This is a genomic window from Candidatus Neomarinimicrobiota bacterium, from assembly GCA_036476315.1.
In the GTDB taxonomy this organism is placed as follows: domain Bacteria; phylum Fidelibacterota; class Marinisomatia; order Marinisomatales; family S15-B10; genus JAZGBI01.
Genome location: JAZGBI010000096.1, coordinates 1 through 15379, shown reverse-complemented (window position 1 = coordinate 15379; position 15379 = coordinate 1). Strand labels below are relative to the sequence as shown.

At 50.0% G+C, this 15379-nt stretch carries 14 protein-coding genes; 12 read left to right on the top strand and 2 right to left on the bottom strand.

All coding sequences use genetic code 11. The annotated features are described in order from the left end of the window. The first annotated feature begins 263 nt into the window (after positions 1–263). Genes V3U24_09590 through V3U24_09570 form a run of 5 tightly spaced genes read left to right on the top strand, consistent with a single transcriptional unit; the run spans position 264 to position 5984 of the window. Positions 264–1253 (top strand): hypothetical protein, encoded by a 990-nt coding sequence (locus tag V3U24_09590; GenBank protein ID MEE9167692.1) that lies wholly within the window; start codon positions 264–266, stop codon positions 1251–1253. Beyond that, complete coding sequence (locus V3U24_09585) at positions 1250–2200, top strand: ABC transporter ATP-binding protein (protein ID MEE9167691.1); 951 nt, start codon at positions 1250–1252, stop codon at positions 2198–2200. Before V3U24_09590 ends, V3U24_09585 begins: the two co-directional genes overlap by 4 nt. Then, entirely contained in the window at positions 2197–2979 is a 783-nt protein-coding gene (locus tag V3U24_09580; protein ID MEE9167690.1) for an ABC transporter permease subunit, read from the top strand. The genes V3U24_09585 and V3U24_09580 overlap by 4 nt, the downstream gene beginning before the upstream one ends. Continuing rightward, a complete protein-coding gene (locus tag V3U24_09575; protein MEE9167689.1) occupies positions 2979–4535 on the top strand; it encodes a DUF4350 domain-containing protein in 1557 nt (518 codons plus the stop codon). Before V3U24_09580 ends, V3U24_09575 begins: the two co-directional genes overlap by 1 nt. 36 nt (positions 4536–4571) lie before the next feature. After that, positions 4572–5984, top strand: a complete 1413-nt coding sequence (locus V3U24_09570; protein ID MEE9167688.1) for a DUF4340 domain-containing protein — start codon at positions 4572–4574, stop codon at positions 5982–5984. On the opposite strand, the gene V3U24_09565 is transcribed toward V3U24_09570, so the two are convergent. Further along, the gene (locus tag V3U24_09565) at positions 5964–7472 is read right to left on the bottom strand and encodes a DUF92 domain-containing protein (protein ID MEE9167687.1); all 1509 of its coding nucleotides are present in this window, start codon (positions 7470–7472) and stop codon (positions 5964–5966) included. The two genes, V3U24_09570 and V3U24_09565, sit on opposite strands and share 21 nt — an antisense overlap. A gap of 115 nt (positions 7473–7587) precedes the next feature. Between V3U24_09565 and V3U24_09560 the strand changes: the two genes are divergently transcribed. Continuing rightward, complete coding sequence (locus V3U24_09560) at positions 7588–8727, top strand: DNA recombination protein RmuC (protein MEE9167686.1); 1140 nt, start codon at positions 7588–7590, stop codon at positions 8725–8727. Between the two features lie 73 nt (positions 8728–8800). On the opposite strand, the gene V3U24_09555 is transcribed toward V3U24_09560, so the two are convergent. Next, entirely contained in the window at positions 8801–11842 is a 3042-nt protein-coding gene (locus V3U24_09555; GenBank protein ID MEE9167685.1) for an ATP-dependent DNA helicase, read from the bottom strand. A 147-nt stretch (positions 11843–11989) separates the two neighbouring features. On the opposite strand from V3U24_09555, the gene V3U24_09550 reads away from it, so the two are divergent. The 6 genes from V3U24_09550 to V3U24_09525 all read left to right on the top strand — a co-directional run. Then, the gene (locus V3U24_09550; protein ID MEE9167684.1) at positions 11990–12511 is read left to right on the top strand and encodes an RNA polymerase sigma factor; all 522 of its coding nucleotides are present in this window, start codon (positions 11990–11992) and stop codon (positions 12509–12511) included. After that, positions 12511–12939 (top strand): hypothetical protein, encoded by a 429-nt coding sequence (locus V3U24_09545; GenBank protein ID MEE9167683.1) that lies wholly within the window; start codon positions 12511–12513, stop codon positions 12937–12939. The genes V3U24_09550 and V3U24_09545 overlap by 1 nt, the downstream gene beginning before the upstream one ends. Beyond that, complete coding sequence (locus V3U24_09540; protein MEE9167682.1) at positions 12936–13460, top strand: hypothetical protein; 525 nt, start codon at positions 12936–12938, stop codon at positions 13458–13460. Before V3U24_09545 ends, V3U24_09540 begins: the two co-directional genes overlap by 4 nt. A gap of 631 nt (positions 13461–14091) precedes the next feature. Further along, complete coding sequence (locus tag V3U24_09535) at positions 14092–14292, top strand: hypothetical protein (GenBank protein ID MEE9167681.1); 201 nt, start codon at positions 14092–14094, stop codon at positions 14290–14292. Positions 14293–14347: 55 nt separating this feature from the next. Further along, the gene (locus V3U24_09530; GenBank protein ID MEE9167680.1) at positions 14348–14755 is read left to right on the top strand and encodes a hypothetical protein; all 408 of its coding nucleotides are present in this window, start codon (positions 14348–14350) and stop codon (positions 14753–14755) included. A 21-nt stretch (positions 14756–14776) separates the two neighbouring features. Beyond that, positions 14777–15379: RNA polymerase sigma factor RpoD/SigA (locus tag V3U24_09525; GenBank protein MEE9167679.1), on the top strand; the 603-nt coding region annotated here is incomplete at its 3' end.

The window sequence follows — 15379 nt, the reverse complement described above, 5'->3', positions numbered from 1 at the left end:
GACAGGTCGGGTGGCAGGCGGGCAAGTTCGTGAAGATACTGCAATGACTTCAGGCTGAGTGTTGGAGTGTTTCCCAAAGGAACTCCTCCAGAGCATCTGTTCGCGTGTTGACGTGCCAACCTTTTCCCACCTATACCTTATCTCCTTATACCTTCTTTCACCCTTGGTGTTCTTCTCCCTCCGTAGGAGACCCCACGGGTCACAGGGACTCCCTTGGAGGCGGCGGATCTCATCTCAAGATCCTGCGGATAATTCAGGTTAGGATGATGGCGGCGTCCAGATACTCAAGAGCGACGGGACTCTCGATGGTGGGAATCGTAGCGTGTGTGTCGCTCTGGAGCGGGTGCGAAACCAGGGAAATGTCCCCGTCACCGTTCCATGTCTACAGTACCGTCGACACATCCTCAACCACCGTCGGTGCAATCGTACGTTTCCAGGTGTGGGCCAAGGGGAAAGGAGAAAGAATTATTGATTTTTCTCGCATCGTCGTAGAAGATCCGGACATTTCGGTCGTGGGGAAGAAAACAGTCAGGGGTGAATTCAAGGATGATGTCGGTGTCGAATTTGAAATCGCATTCTGGGATACGGGATCGTTTGTGTTACCTGCATATTCGGTCGATGTCATCTCTGCCACGGAAGGCAGCGTGAAGCGTTCCGTGAGCACCGATCCCATCACCGTGACTGTAGAGACGGTCATCTCCGATCCCCAGCCCACTCTCAGGGATGTTAAACCTCCCGTTCCCATTCCCATGGTGTTCCCCGTGCGTCTTGTGCTGTCGCTGGCCCTAATCTTGCTGTTACTGGGATCCCTCGTTTGGCTCTGGAGAAAGCGGGTCTCCTCCGGAAAACCGCCTGAGTATCGCCACGAGCCCTTAAGGTCTCCCTATGAGATTGCACGGGAGAGACTGGTTTCCCTGGGCAATCACAGCTTGTCGAACGGCCATGATTTGAGGCAGTTTTACGCGGAACTTTCGACCATTGTTCGGGAGTATCTCGAGAATCAGTACTTTGTACGTATCATGGAAATGACCACGGAGGAAATTGAAAAATCGAGGGCGCTGATTACCCTCGATGACGACCTCATGGATAAACTCCTGGATGTCCTGAAGAGGGCGGATCTCGTCAAGTTTGCAAGGTTTGAGCCCATGAGGGAACGGTGCCTGGATGATCATGAGACGGTTGTGACCCTCCTGGATCGAAGTCGCATTGATTGGTTAGCACCGAGGAAGAATCATGAATTGGAGGCTGTATGATTGAAGTGGAACGCCTGACGAAACGTTATGGGGACTTCACCGCGATTGACGATATTTCGTTTCGTGTGGGGAAAGGTGAAATCCTCGGATTCCTGGGTCCCAATGGGGCAGGAAAGACTACCACCATGAGAATTATCACCGGCTTCATGCCGCCCACAAGAGGGACAGCGAAAGTGGCCGGTTTTGATGTGGTGAAAAAACCTTTGGAGGTGAAGCGCCGTATCGGCTATATGCCTGAAGTGCCCCCGCTTTACGTCGATATGACGGTGAACGAATACCTCGGCTTCGCAGCCAGATTGAAGCAGATTCCTTCTCGAGAGATAGGTCAGAAGATTGAGGATGTCTCTGCCAAAGTTGGTATAGTGGACGTGAAGGAGAAAACGATCAAGACACTGTCGAAAGGGTACAAGCAGAGAGTTGGCTTGGCTCAGGCGCTAATCCACGATCCCGAAGTTCTCATTCTCGACGAACCCACGATCGGACTCGATCCCATTCAGATCAGGGAAGTGCGGGAGCTCATCAGGTCGCTCGCTGGTGAGCACACCGTCATTCTTTCCACCCATATTCTTCCTGAAGCAAGTATGATTTGCAGCCGGGTGCTTATCATAGACAGGGGGAAAATTGTTGCTCAGGATACCCCCGAGGGATTGGCAAAGTCATTGAAAGGCGCGGAGAAACTCAAGGTGAGCGTGGAAGGCACGCTCTCTGACGTTTCCGAAGCCTTACTGTCCACCAAAGGGGTGAAGAAGGTGCTTGATTCAAGCTCTGAGAATGGTATGAGCAAGTTTACCCTCGAATGTGATTTTCAATTCCCCGTTCGCAGGTCCCTGTCTCAGCTGTTCTCCGAAAAGGGGTGGAATCTACTGGAAATGAGGGTGGAAGAATCAACGCTTGAGGATGTCTTCCTCCGTCTCACATCCGATGCGGAGGAGGGGGGAGAGTTATGAGAAACATAATGACGGTACTGGGTCGAGACTTCAAATCATATTTTTCATCGCCAGTCGCCTATGTTGTGATCGGATTATTCCTCATGATAACAGGTGTTTTTTTCTATCTTCTCACTTCCTCCTTTCTTCAATACGCCGTCAATCTTCAATGGCAGGCGGCCAGGATGCGCCAGCCCGCTCCCCCGGTGAATGTGAATCACATGATTCTGCGGCCCCTGTTCTCAAATATCAGTGTGGTTACCCTCTTCGTACTCCCCATGATTACCATGAGGAGCTTCTCTGAAGATAAAAGAACAGGGACCATGGAACTGCTGCTTACCTCTCCGGTGACCACCGCTCAGATTGTCCTGGGCAAATTCCTGGCTGCTTTCGCTCTGTATGCCATCATGGTTTTGATAACATGGGTCTACCCACTTATCATCATCCTATTCGGGGAGCCCGATGTGATGCCTATTGCCGTTTCCTATCTTGGCATTCTGGCAATGGGCGCAGCATCCATCGCTCTGGGCATCTGGGTCTCTTCCATGACGGAGAATCAAATTATCTCTGCAATGGGGACCTTTGTCGCTCTTCTTTTCCTGTGGCTCGTTGGATGGTTTTCCCACTTCAGCACTGGTTTCCTGGGGGGATTTTTCAACTATATTTCCATCATAGAGCATTTTGACGATTTTGCCAAAGGGATCTTCGATACTGGCCATCTGGTCTATTACCTCTCCCTTGGCGGCATTATGCTCTTTTTCGCCCACCAGTCTATTGAAAGCCTGAAGTGGAGGTCGTAATGACGAAACTGTGGCGAGGTTCCATATTCGACGGGCTGGGAATTCTATTCCTCGGTTGGCTGTACGGAGTATCCATCGTGAAGTTCGACGCCATCGCATGGATATTGATTGCTGCGGGGGCCGTAGTTTTTATCCTCTCATTGATCGGTAATTGGAGGAGATTTGTCTCATCAATCGAGGATCGAAGAGCACTGTTAAGTCTGAACGCCTTTATCGTGATTATTCTGGTCATTGGCATTATCGCGATGCTGAACTATCTGTCAATCCGGCATTCTTGGAGAATGGATGCGACGGCTCAAAAGGAGTTCAGTCTTTCTCGCCAAACGAGGAGTATTCTCAGAAACCTCGAGGATGATGTGAAACTGATAGCCTTCGTTGATGAAAGTCAGTTCTCCGCCCTGGGAGACCGACTCAGGGAATATGCATACTATTCGGGGAAGTTCGAATACGAACTCATTGATCCCATATCGGAACCGGAGCGAATCCGGGAGTTTTTTGGTCCGGACAAGCAGTACCTGGACTTACCCACTCTTCTTTTGAAAACGAGTCTCAAAGATGAGCAAATCAACAGCGTTCTGGAAGAAGATGTCACCAACGCCCTCATCAAGGTGACCCGGGAGGAAAAGCACAAGATCTATCTCACGCAAGGTCACGGCGAAAAGACACTCTATCCGGACCAGCCTGGAATGGAGGGGTATCAGTTTGCGAGGGAAAGTCTTGAGAAGCAGTACTTTGACGTGGAAGAATTGAACTTATATGAGAAGGACGAGGTCCCTTCCGACGGCACTATTCTCGTGGTGGCGGGTCCCATGAAGAGATTCGCTGAAAATGAAGTTTCAGCGATCGGTAAATTCCTCGATGGGGGGGGAAATCTTCTGGCGCTCATCGATCCGGAGGTCGAATCGGGACTGGAAGCGTTGGTAAGGGACTGGAATATTCAGCTGAATGATGACATGGTGCTCGAATCCCATTCCAGTTTCGTCCTATCTGCGACAGGTCTGAGTCGCCGCAGTAACGTGAGTGCCGCCCCCACCAGCGCAGAATATGGGGAGCACAAAGTGACGAAGAATTTCCGGTTCGCTACATCCTTCATAAAGACCCGCTCGCTCGATGTTGTGGATGAGGAGCAAGATTCCCTTGAGACAACCCCGCTTGTCTACACAAGCCGTAGCAGTTGGGGAGAGACCGACCTGAATGCGCTCGCCTCCCAGGGAAAGGCATCTCTTGACGAAACGGACTTTCAAGGGCCCACAATCGTCGCCGTGGCGGTGGAGAAAACCAGAGGAAAAAAGGGACGACTCATTGTGGTGGGTGATTCGGATTTTGCCTCGGACGTCTACATTCAACAGGCACCGGGAAATCTGGACTTCTTTCTGAACATGGTCAGCTGGCTGGCCGAACAAGAAGATCTGATATCGGTGCGTCCGAAAGATCCCGAAAACCGGCCTCTTACCATGACCATGCGTCAACAAAAACTGACACTCTTTTTTCTCATTATTCTCCTTCCCCTTGTGACTGTTCGGTGGGGGATTCATGTCTACACAAAACGGTCGTAAGCGGAAGAGAATTCTGTCCGAAATCGTATGTGAAGCATGAAAAAAACTCTAAGTCTTCTCTTCATCTTTGTCACTCTGGCTGTCTTTGTCTACTTCTACGAATACAAAGGTGGTCAGGAACGGGAAAAAGCAGATGAGATCAGGGCCTCGCTCCTCAAGCTTGTGGAGGATGATATTGAATCGGTCACACTCAGCGGCGGGGAAGATAATGATACAATTACCTACCTAAGGGAAGATCCTGACAATTGGCGGATCGTTTCTCCCGTCATGACGGAGGCGGAGATCTCCGCCGTGAAGGGAAACATCAGCGCCTTCATGAATGCGAAGATCAGCAGAAGATTAGCAGTAAGGAAGGAAAAGCTACAGGATTTCGGATTGAATCCCCCGGCTGCCCGAGTCACAATTAAGACAAAGGAAAACAAATCAATCGAGTTAATTGTTGGTGACGAAGCTCCCACACGCGGTGGCCTGTTTGTTTCGGTGGGGGAGGCAACGCTTTCTGCGACTCAACCAGACACCGTTGAAGTCTTCGTGACTGGCACAAACGTTCTCAGCCAGGCCCGGAAGTCCCTGTTCGACCTGAGAGATAAGAAGATTGCCCACTTCGACAATGACAAAGTGAGAAAAGTCGAGCTGACGTCCCCGGAGGGTGGAGTCACGCTGGAGAAATCGGGAGACAAATGGGTAATGTTGTTACCGGTGGCAGCTCGGGTTGACGATTCTCGAGTGAAGAGTTTTCTCACAAGCACCACGAATTATTCTGCGAAAGAGTTCGTGAGTGAGAGATTGGAGGATCGAAAGACTTACGGATTCGACCATCCCACCGTGGAGCTGATCCTCAGTCTCGGTGATGAGAGAAGCACGAAGGAGATTGTAATCGGAGACGAAGGTGAAAACGACAAAGAGTTCTACGGTTATGAATCCGGGAGATCCCCCGTATTTCTAATCCGGGAACCCACCAAGAAGGGGCTGTCAAAAGCACCGTTTTATTTCCAGGACAAAAAGATTATCCGGTTTCGTGAAGAGGAGATTTCCAGGATTCGGTTTTCCGGGAGTCATCAGGTCACTCTCACAAAGGAAGATACCTTAGGTTGGTATGCCTATGGAGACTCGACTGTTGAGGTTGAGAAGTCACAAATCGACGGACTTTTTTCTCGACTTCGCGGTCTTGGCGCGAAAGAAATTGTCAGTTACTCTCCCCGGGATCTCGCGACATATGGATTGTCTGAAAAACCGTATGCCGGGGTGCCCCATCTGGAGGCTGTCCTGGCCGACAGTGCGGGTGATGTTGCCGGCTTCGCCGTGGGAGACACCGTGGAGAATGATCGGTATATCAAAAGCAGGGACTATCCGTTCATATATCTTATATCCGGTTCCCAGGTTGAGAGATTGACGGATTGGCTGGAAGAACAGACCTCAACCGTTTCCCTATCCCAGAAGAAGAATTAGCCCTCCTCCTGAAAGCGTACAGAGAAGGTTGACTCCGTCGTTGTTAATGTACCGGGAGCCTTTCACCAGTAACGCAGGAATGTCGCAGTGCGTGGATAATTCTGTTTCTCTCTGGCAAGCATTGCACCGGTAGGTTGCCTGCGCGGTTGCACCCAGGACGGAGTCGATAAGGCTCGCCACAAAGCCCGCAGTGCCAACAGCAATGAAAACACTGATTTCGTGCAGAAAGATGAGACCGAAAAGGGAAATAACCGTGCTGCCCGCGAGTCCGCTGAGGATACCGAGTAGCGTGACGCCGCCAGATGTACCCGGTTTCATTTGTCTCAAGGAAATGATATGTCGGGGAGGGCGTCTTGAAAAAAGACCGATTTCTGTTGCCCAGGTATCCGCCGTAGCCGCTGCCACGCTGGCCAGGTAGGCGGCAAACAGCCTGTCCGAAGGCGCGTAGAACCACCATACGGTGAGGATGAGTGGAATCCCACCGTTGGCGAACACCTGAACCACATCCCTCTTGGATCCCTTTCCAAATGATCTCCTGTGAAACTCTTTTCGTCGTTTCCCGGTTTTCGATAAAAGGGAAGAGGAGAGAAAAAAGCCCACCATGGGAATCATGAAGAGCCATTGTCCCATACCAAATACCATGACGCCGATAACGAATGCTCCCGCCATTCCACTGGTGGAGAGAGTATTTAGACCGAGAGCAACCAGCCCCAGTGCCAGGGAAATGAGAATCCAGAAGAAGACAATCAAGAGTTCTCCATTCTGGCTCGCCGCCATAAACATTTCGTAACTGGCGGCGGAAATCAAGGGTATGCTGAGATTGTCAGAACCCCTCTTTGAAACTGCTTCGGCAATTGTGGCCATCATCCCAACCAGTAAAGATACTTGGAAAATGGATCTTATTTGTGGGGATGGAAGATCCAAAACATCATGTAGAATCAGGGTACCCATGCCCACAAGGAGAACGGAAGAAGCAAACATGACAAGACTCCCCTGGAACGTTTTCTTTTCTTCCCAGAGGACAAACGTTCTCGGAGATCGAAGGTGTTTCCCCACCGCGGCCGCCAGCGTATCGCCTACTGCCAGCAGGGACAAGGAAATGTCGAAAACTACGGGTCTGTCCCACCAGAAGAGGCACAACAGGAGGTAAGCGACAGGAAAGTAGACGGTACCGTAAGTTTTGTGGTCCTTCAAGTGGATTCCTCGAAGTTTTCCCGACCTGAGAGTCACGAGGTTGAAGGCAATGAAAATGGAGGCGAGCATGATGGGTGGAAGGTTTGACGAGAAGATAAAAGGCGTGAGAAGCGTCATGAATCCAACGAGCATATGAACAAGTTTCCGCGCGGTTTCCGGTTTCCAATTGAGTTTGCTGACCGCGAATTCACTCAAGGCAATCAAGATTGAAATAGATCCGAGGAAGGCGATGAAGCTTACCCAGTCATTGCTGAATGAGCTTATTAATGACAAGAAGTGTGAAAGTGGATTCATGCTCTAAAATAAATTTCTCCCGGGTCCGGCGAAAGAATATTCTGAACCTCTTTTTCAGGGACAGGAATCAATTATTGTCATCGAAATTTCGTCACTGAATTCTTATCTTATCCCCATGGAATTATCTTTCATCATCATCTTTTTGGCGGGCTTCCTGCTGGGAGCCCTTATGATCTATGTCGTGATGGTACAGCGGGACAAAAGACTGGAGTTGACCAAGGGAGAGATGAAGGATGCGTTTGCCTCGCTTTCTCTGGATGCCCTTTCTAGAAACACGGACCAGTTCCTCAAAGTGGCCAAAGAGGCATTGAAAGGCCAGGTGGAAAAAGGTGAAATTAATCTGGAAGAGAAGAAAAAGCTCATTGACGCAAATCTGGAGAAAATGGCTTCTGTGTTGGAAGATTTGAGAAAACAGTCAACATCACTTTCCACCCGGTTATCGGAAAGTCAAAAAGGAACGGATAAGCTGCGAACTACCACCGAGGATCTCAGAAATTTGTTATCGAGCTCCCAGGCAAGGGGACAATGGGGGGAACGGATGGTGGAAGATATTCTCCGGCTCATCGGGTTCGTGGAAAATGTTAATTACGTAAAGCAGAAGAAAGTTGAATCGGGTGAGATACCCGACTACACATTTTTTCTGCCCAGGGAAAAGCGGTTGAATATGGACGTGAAATTTCCCCTCGCCCATTACGAGAAATTCGTTTCATCAGACTCTGACTCGCAAACAGAACAGGAGCAGAAATTATTCCTCAAAGACGTAAAAGGTCACATCAAGCAAATCGCCTCCAGAGGCTACATCAATCCTCATGAGGGAACGGTTGACTATGTGCTCCTCTTCATTCCCAATGAGAGTATTTATGCATTTCTCCATCAACACGATCCCCTTCTGATAGAATTTGCTCTGGAAAAACACATCGTACTCTGTTCCCCGCTTACGCTCTACGCCGTTCTCTCTCTCATCCATCAGGCCGTGGGAAGTTTCACTCTGGAAGAGAAAGCCGGGCAGATCATGTCGCTGCTGAAGGAATTTGAAAAGCAGTGGCAGAAATTCGTGGAATCCATGCAAAAGATGGGAAAAGGCATCGAGGCTACCCGGAACGAATTTGAAAGACTTACCACGACACGAACTCGACAGCTGGAAAAACCTCTTCAGAAGATAAAGGAAATTGAGCTGGGGAAGTCCGAAGGATCCATTGGAGAAGGATCGGACTTTCTGGCAACCCCCGGAGACGAAGCCGGGCCAGACAAATAGTCATAGAATGGCTCAAGCCTGAATATCCGGGCAAAGTTTCTCCTTGGTGATTCCTGTCTTCTGCTACAGGGTTCTATTTTTCCTCCCACGCCGGACAGAGGAAATCCCTGTAGTCACAGGTGTTACAATGCCACCCCGTTTTTGGCTCAAATTCCCGTTTGCGAATCCCTGACGCGACTTTTCCTACCTTTCGCATCTGTATTTTGAGATCCCTCTCCTCAAAAATGTGACTTTCGATGGGATCCTCTGGATGCCGGAGAAAATGAAAGTAGGCAGAACCTGCCTCTCCTGTCACTCCTTCCACGGCGTTTCTCCGAATGGCTTCCGTGTAGAGAGCGAGCTGCAGACTTGTTTTCGCCTTCTCTTTGTTCTTGCTGGTCTTGTAGTCGATCACGGTGAGGCTGTCGCCCTCCCTGTCAATTCGGTCAATTTTTCCCACGATTCGTACACTCATATCAGGAAGGGTGAAGTCGAAATTCGCCTCCGTGGCCAGGATATCCGGTCTGGTGGGTTGAAAGAACTTGAAATAGTCCGTCAATAACTGAATTCCCTGGCTTTTAAATTCCTCTTCTCTTATTGAGTACTCAAACGACTCTTGCCTCCAGTGCTTTTCCAGAAGGGATGACAGGAGTTCGAGACTCTGGTCCTGAGATTCGTGAAACTCCTCAAGCACATTGTGGATGATGATACCAAATTCCATCTGGACTCTGCTTTTTCGTTCCGGGACGCCATCCACTTTGCTGAGCCTGTATTTGTAAGGACACGTATCATATTGTTCCACGCGGCTGGCGGAGAGACTGACCGTTTCGCCTGTCTCGGCAGTTTCCCTATCTGCGATGGACGAAGTGTCGGATATCATCCTGGAATAGGCGTGACCTTCCGGTAGACCGCCCGTTTCCTCCACAATGCCGATGGCATCGATTATCGTATGAGCGTTGGCATATTGGTGGGCTGACAATTCCCGGTTAAGTTCCACAAGGAGCCGCTGTTTCAGCACCGACTTGCTGTTTCGACTCCTCAAAGTTTGCTGTTCTTTCATATCTTGTCTCTCCACGTATTCGTAAGTCTCATTAAGAATCTCCTTCAGAAAAACGGACTGAGCTTTTTCTGGCCCGAAAAGATGAAGTTCTTCCATCGCCCGGGTCGCAGCGACATAGAATATCCGGCGTTCTTCGTTCAGGTGCTCCTCTCTAGGTGTGAGACCCTCAGGCCTGGGCCAGTTATACCACTCATCAGGAAGACGGTCGATTGAACCGGAGGGTGAATAGTTTATGGGAAAACTGCCGGAGCGCAGGAAAGGGATGATAACTACGGGGAATTGAAGTCCTTTGCTCCCGTGGACGGTCATAACCTGGGTGGCAATGGAGGTATCATGGAATTCAGGTTGAATCGCATGTCGATTGCCCTGCAGGGCCAGAACACTCATATATCTGAGCCATCTATCAACCGTTTTCGGGTCCTCACGCAGGGAGAAGGACTCCGCGAGAGACAACAGGTGACCCACGTTTGCCAGGGCCAGACGGTGGGCGTACCGGTAATTCCTCCTCACGTGCTTCAGAAGGTCGGTGACGCTCAAGATCTCCCAGACCATTTCGTCAGCAGGCCGATTCTGCTTCAATTCCCGCCTCAGCACCTCGATCTTCTCCAAGAACTCCGTCAACCTTTCATTCTCCGTCGGAAGCAGGTCTGTTTTCGAAACAAATGCATTCAGGCTTTCCACCAGATCCTCATGGATTCTGGCATCGTAAGCGCGAAAGAATGATTCAGCAAACTGGCGGCCCAGGTAATCCGTCAACAATCGAAACAGTGACATTTCCGCCTTCGAGTCGCCACAAATCAGGTGGGCCCATGCCAGGACGTCCCTAATCTCCCGGACGCTGAAAAACCGTTCCACGAAGACATCGGTGGGAATAGATGCCCGCTGGAGAGCCTGGGCCACCTCATCCACATGGTTCCAGGTCCGGCAGAGAACGGCAATGTCCCCGAAGTGTTTTCCCCAACGAATCAGTCCGTTCACGAGGGATGGGATCCCGGTCAACATTTCCCGTCTCTCTCCAACATGCCATGCGGTCTTCGGTCCGCGACGCTTGGTCGAAGATCTCAGCATTTTGGGGGTCCGGTTTTTGTCATGAGCGATGCTTAGATTGGCAACGTCAAGTATTTCCTGTGTGGACCGGTGATTGTCTTCCAGGGCGATCTCTCCATGGTTTTCTTCCGTGCCGTATTTGTTTCTAAAGTCGCGGATATTGTAGTAGTTGGCTCCGCGAAAGCTGTAAATACACTGATCTTCGTCACCCACGACTGTAATGTCCGGTCTGTCCCCCATAATGACCGCGGCAATTCGATTGAGGGCATAGTTGTTGTCTTGATATTCATCGATTACGATGTGACGGAATTGGTGACGGACAAGATTGATAGTGTCCAGGTCACCGTTAAGCATTTCCCAGCAGTCGAGAATCATGTCGCCATAATCGACTACGCCAAGTTCCTGCTTCCAGGCCTGATACGAACGGTACACTCGTACGAGGTCCCTGAACTGACGGAGGTATTCGTCGGTTTCCACCCTGTCACTTATCCCGGGAAACTGGGTGGTCAAGAAGTCCGCCGTTAATTCCGTTCTGGAAAGTTTCAGCTCAAGCTCGGTTGGCGAAATTAATTCATCACGGATCCGGTTGAAAAAAGGAACAAAGCTTTTCGTTACTGCGCTCACGGGATCGGTCTTAAAACTGTGTGACTGAAGAAATGTCAGCTCGTCGAAGCGATTCAGAAGAAGAAAAGTGATATCGTCCTCCTGCAGAAGAAGTTTCTCTGCGTCTGGAGATGACCCGTATTCCCGAACGAGCCGGTTGCAGAATCTATGAAAAGTCGAGATGGCAATCTCTTCTGCTATGTTCCCCAATTCCTCACGGACCCGATGGACAAGATCATCTCTGGCACGGTCGGTAAAGGTGAGCAGTACAACATGACGAGGTTCCCACAGGCCCTTGTGGATCATATGTTCAATTCGTAGAATGAGCGTGGACGTTTTGCCGGTTCCTGTACCCGCAAGGATCAGAAGAGGACCTTGGGGATACGTGATGGCCTGATACTGGCTGGCGGCGGGCTCGATCTCCATCGTTGGAAATTACTCAATATGCACGCTCGAAGGACTGTCTATCCATCGGTATGTTACTCGCCCTTTTCGTGAGATGAAGATGTGGTCCTCGAATGTTCCGCTTTTAACTTTTCTCATTTGGGGGCGTCCAAAGGTAGAAAATGGTCCATGACGGACAGAGAACTGATTCAGCGGTTTCAAGAGGGAGATGTCAGGAGCTTCGATGAACTGGCAAAGCGGCACTATCCCCGTACTTACGAGTTTTTTTCCCATATAGTGCCGGACCTCATGGAAGCAGACGATCTCTGTCAGGAGACATATATCCGCGTTTACAGAGGTCTCAAGAAATTCCGAGGCGAGAGCGAATTTACCACCTGGCTCTATCGTATATCTGTCAATGTGGCCAATAGCCATTTCAGGAAAAGGCGCATAATGGAAGTTTTCTCTGCAGATGAGCATGTAACAGAAGCGTCCTCAGATGATCCACAAAATCAGCCTCACGTGGATCGAACCCTCTGGAGAGCAATCGGCAGACTGCCAAGAAAGCAGAAAACGGTCTTGCTTCTCCGTGTTTTCCAGGAATTATCATTCAAGGAAGTGGCCGGTGTTCTCGCTATTTCGGAAAACAGTGCGAAAGTAAACTATCATCACGCTATCAACAGGCTGAAGAGTCTTGCCGGGGAAGACTGATGGCAGATATTGAAAAAAGACTATCCTCCGTGGCAAACGATCCTGTCAGCCTACCGGACGGTGATGAATTTCTCATGCGTCTGCATCGCGAAATCCGGCGTCGCGCTGAAATAAAGAGGAGACTTCTCATGACAACTTCGGGCCTTGCCCTCATGGGAATCCTCTCCTTTGGACTATTCCCGAATCTTGATGGTGGGGCAAACGTGGAGTGGGGAACCGGTACGGAGCTTCATTTTCTTACCGGTTTCGAAGAAGAATTTGTCTACACTGACTCAGTACAGGTTGATGAAGAATTCGTCGTGGAGGCGGTGGACTACCTTGTTCAACGGATGGATTTCGTCACCGAGGACTGGGGAATTTTCGAGGATCTGGAAGCTCTGGGAATAATCGATCCATCCGAACTTTATGAATGGGAGGAATCGTCATGAAATCGATAGTGGCAGTCTTATTCATTCTCGCAGTGACATCGGGTCAACCCCCTGCACCACCGGGACCTGATCAATCACTCATGTCCAGGCAGAGTGAGAGGTTCGAACTCATGAAAATGTGGAAGCTGACAGATGTTCTCGGGCTTTCCGAAGAGCAGGCACAAAAGTTTTTCCCACGCCACAATTCGCTGGTAGACGGGCTCGAAGAACTGAGTGAGCAGCAGAAGGAGCTCATGAGCGGCTTACATGAAGCTGTGGATGAGGGAAAAACAGTTACAGACAAGGATGTGAATGGTGTCATGAAAAAGGTCCTGGACATGGAAAGAATGAAACTCAATCAGAAGCAGGATTTTGTCGAAAATCTGGGTGATATCCTCACGCCTGAGCAAAAGGCCAAATACGTTGTTTTTGAAGTCCGTTTCAGAGAACACCTTCTCAGGCAGATCAGGGAGCAGAGGGGGATGAAGAGAGAAGGGCATTATTCTCCCCGGAAGGGGAGGAAGCGCGGTCAGGGAAAATAGCGGGAAATGAAGAGTTGTGCGCGATCTCTTGAGTCAAGCGGTTGAGCAGGCCATACGCTTTTATGATTTAAGAGTGGGTGAGGGAGATCTCACGACCGAGTCCCTCTCCCTATGCACGCCACACGGAAGCCTCCGTCCTCGCGGTGGAGGAACTATCCTGGTTTACTGCAAGCATCTTGATGTGCGCGCCATTGGTAAAGTAGGAGAATTCACCCGGGGAGGAGTGCGACTCATGGTGAGAAATCCAGGCCAACTCTTTCTGACCTCCAGCTGCTGCGGGCTCTTTTGGAGGATGAATCCCCTAACCGGATGATTGTGTTGCTGATCTCATAAGATGCGATTCACAACTTCCTGAATACCCGCGAATCCCTGTCTGCCGTCTTCCCTTTCATTTCTTGAATCACGAAACTCTCCGGGCATGATATCCACTCCAGGTTAAATCTATTTTATCCCTCTGGTTCGGGCATTAAATTGGAATACAAGACCTTTCCCCCTACGGGAAAGGAAAGAAGCCGCCCTTGAGCCATTTCGTGGGTCATATGACGTGAAAAACCGGGGAAATGTGGAGCGCTTACATCGTTCAACCTCTGTCTGAGGAGTCGCTTGGGCCGGAGAACTATTGACAGGGCGGATGAACTTGGTGTCTAGAGGTGAGATGCTCATGGGGTACGTAGTTTTGAGATCGCTACAGCTCATGGCCTTGCTCGCGGTTCTGTCTGGGTTATATTATGGAATCCGAGATCAGAATCTTGTGCTCGAGATTGAGGCAGTCGCCTCGGGAGTCGCGCTTTTCTATATGGCTCAATGGATGTTGAAAAAATGGGTGAAGTGAAGGTTGACAATTCAGTTCATAGATACCAAATTGCCATATCAAGAAAGGAGACACCATGGCTGCGTTATGGGATGATGTGAAGAAAAACTTAAGAGTTTGGGGAAGTGCTGCCGCGGAAAAGGCGGAAGAACTGGGCAAGGTTGCGGCCACGAAAACAGAGGAATTGACCAAAGTAAGCAAGGTGAGGCTGGAACTTCACCAACTTCAGAGGGATCTTGATAAACACTTTGCCAAGTTTGGAGAGTTCGTCTTTGAAGCCGCTGATAAGGAGAATGTCACGAATTTCGCGGGCAATAAGCAGTTCATCACGCACACAGAGCGGGCTCACGAGCTCATTTCTCAGATCGACGAGAAACTGAAAAGGATTGCTGAGATAAAGAAAGAGTACGAGAATGCTCCCGATACAGAAGAGGCGACCCCGTCAGAATCTGCTGAGAAATCAAAATCGGATACTGAAGCCTGAGCCAAGGGCGGTCATCGACACTTGGCGGAATCCAGGTCAGGAGGACCCCTGAGCCACTCACTTGCGATCTATTTCAGCGAGATTGACAAGACTGAACCCCTGACTCCCGAAGAGGAGATCGAACTCGCCCGTCTGGTCAAACAGGGAGACACTGAGGCATTGAACCGTCTTATAAATGCGAATCTTAAGTTTGTGGTGTCAGTGGCGAACAAGTATCGATTCCCGGGCCTGTCGCTCGAGGATCTCATCAATGAGGGAAATATTGGATTGATCAAGGCCGCCCACCGTTTCGATGAGACGAGAGGATTCAAGTTCATTTCATACGCCGTCTGGTGGATCAAACAATCGATCCTTCAGTTCATTGCCGACCAGGCCCGTATCGTTCGGCTTCCTGCAAATGTGGCTGGAACTGTCTCCAGGCTGAAGAAGCGTTCAGAAGAACTTGAGCAGACGTTTGAGAGGGAACCCACTCTGGATGAACTGGCGGAAGTGATGAAGATTACCGAAACTGAAGCCCGACAACTTTTGCAGTTGAGTGCCCGCAGCATTTCAGTGGATCAGCCTCTGGACGGTGAGCACAAAACTTCCATGAGGGACATCCTCAGGTCTGACGACAATCGGCCT